Origin of the sequence: Brachybacterium alimentarium (assembly GCF_002332425.1) — a bacterium.
Classification (GTDB): domain Bacteria; phylum Actinomycetota; class Actinomycetes; order Actinomycetales; family Dermabacteraceae; genus Brachybacterium; species Brachybacterium alimentarium.
Genome location: NZ_NRGS01000057.1, coordinates 1 through 2,188, shown reverse-complemented (window position 1 = coordinate 2,188; position 2,188 = coordinate 1). Strand labels below are relative to the sequence as shown.

Below are 2,188 nucleotides of genomic sequence, written 5' to 3'. Positions count from 1 at the left end.
GACGGACAATGCTCAGACCGACCTCGAGCACATACCGTCCGCACATGATGAGCCTCCCTCGGCATCGTGTCGACGATCGTACTCACCGTCGGCCTCCGGGCCCTTCCTTCCGTTCTCGTCGTCCGCTCGGGCCGCTCCCCTCCACCCGCTCATTCCCACCCGCAGGACTCGGTGCACGTCGTTCTGTCGGGTGGAGCCCGCTCGCTGTGTCGGGCGGAGAACGCACGCTGTGTCGGGCGGAGCACACACGAAGTTCTCCGCGCAGGAAGCGCCCCGGCCCTCCAGGAGGGCGGGGCGCTTCCTGCGTTTCTGATCAGCTCGGCGACAACGCAGCGAGCCAATCCAGGAGCAGGCCGCTGCTCAACGGGCCGACGGTGACTTCGAGAGCTTTGCTGGTGCACGTCACCCAGATGCCCGCACCACGAAGCCCCCGACGCCATAACGGCGTCGGGGGCTTCTCTCATGCTTCGATAGCTGCAGGAGCATCCAGGCTGAATGCGTTGAGGTCAGGCTGCTCGGTATTCAGAGCAGGGGCAGGGGGTAGAACTCGTCGGCAAAACCTTCCGCCTGGGTATGCATGACGGAAACCTCGTCAGGCAACTCACTGGGGCCAATCAGCCACTGCTCGTTGCGCTGGCCGACCGAAGCATTTCCGCCCAGACCGGCGTCGTCGACTGCATCGGAGAGATCCATCTGCTCGTTGCTGTAACCGTCAATACCCTCGCCCCAGTCATTAAACGTGTCCGTAATCGGGGAGAATCTATACTCCTCACCAGCTGCGTCGTACATCGTCAGCTCGTACATACCGATCTCCTCGGTGCCGTTCCGATTGTCGACGTCGAAGCGGACATAGGTGACAGGATCGGCCCCGAGGCTCTCGCGCATGGCCTCCAACTCACTCGGGGCCTCCGCGCCGATCTCGGCAATGGCCTGAACCCCCGTCGACCCTTCAAGGAAGTAGCTCCCCGTGGACGGGTAGACACCGGCGGTGAGAGCATCCATGTCTATCTCGAAGTTCTCATCACCGAACTCCAGACTGGTCACGTTCCCCTGGCCCGCTTCGTCCCCGCCATCGTTCAGGAGCTGATCATCGGGATCAACAACGCTGCCATCTTCGTCCTCAACGATGGGCCAGGATTCGGACTCGTCAGCCTGCTCTACGTCGAAGGCCTCGTCTTCGACCTGGGAGGCTTCCTGTGCAGCAGTGCCCTCAGCGGGCACCGCCTCGTCGTTGGCACCACAGCTCGCAAGGAGGAGCATCGTGGCGGCAGGTACAACGAGCAGTCTGATGGTGCACTTCATGGCGGGAGTCCTTTCGAGGCTCAGGTGCGGATGATTGAAGATTCGCACACGTGTCCGACGTTCGTTCCCGGCGAGACCGATCCGTGACCAGCGGTGTGGCGCAGTCCCCTCAGCGAAAAATGGAGGTCGCCCGCTCCACAGCCCTATTCGTCGCCCGGCATGATGTAGTGCGCGTCGTGGACGGCGAACGCGATCTCCATGAGCTCGACGGCCCGGAGTGCTCCTGTACGGGCTCGCAGGATGGGCACGGTCACCCACAGCTCGTCCGCCAGTTCAGACTCACCTCGAGACCATCGCACTGCAGCAAGCAACTGCTCCCAGGGAATGAGCCATCGGGCCGCTTCGCGGCTCGCCTCGGCCTGCAGCGCGGGCGAGCACTCCCCCGTGTTTCCACGCTCGAGATGGATCAGCTCATGGGCGAGCGCGCACCGACGCTCGACCTGGTACAGCCGGCGCCGCATACGGATGTGATCAATGCCGTTGGTGTCCGCGAGGCGGCCGCACGGGATGTCGTCGGTGTGCTCGAGCTCTACATGAGCCCAGTCGGTGCGGAGCATCCGCCACGGGTGGTAGGTCGAGGCCGTGGCGTGGCCATGCTTCATGTCCGGACCATAGCCACTCGCAGAGACAGATCAGAGCCTCTTACCCACGCCTTGAGCGCGCCCGCGCAGTTTCGTGGCGCTTGTCGATGGGCTTGAGTTCATGTAGCACCCAAAGGCAGCCACCAGTACGTGCATCCTGCGCCGCACAGTTAGGAAATGCCTTCCCAGAGTGAGCGCAATCGCGACGGACCCAATTTGCCCGCCGCCGATCACGAAAACTTGCGCACCAGGGTTCTTAATCGCCTCAACCTCTTCGACATTAACGGCTCTTCAGAGCTGAGTGT

General features: G+C 62.9%; 2 protein-coding genes. Both read right to left on the bottom strand.

Annotated elements, in window-relative coordinates:
- Nucleotides 1–522 precede the first annotated feature (522 nt).
- A complete protein-coding gene (locus tag CIK71_RS17265; protein ID WP_096166903.1) occupies nucleotides 523–1,302 on the bottom strand; it encodes a hypothetical protein in 780 nt (259 codons plus the stop codon).
- A gap of 143 nt (nucleotides 1,303–1,445) precedes the next feature.
- Nucleotides 1,446–1,904, bottom strand: a complete 459-nt coding sequence (locus tag CIK71_RS17260) for an ImmA/IrrE family metallo-endopeptidase (protein ID WP_096166902.1) — start codon at nucleotides 1,902–1,904, stop codon at nucleotides 1,446–1,448.
- Between the last annotated feature and the right edge of the window lie 284 nt (nucleotides 1,905–2,188).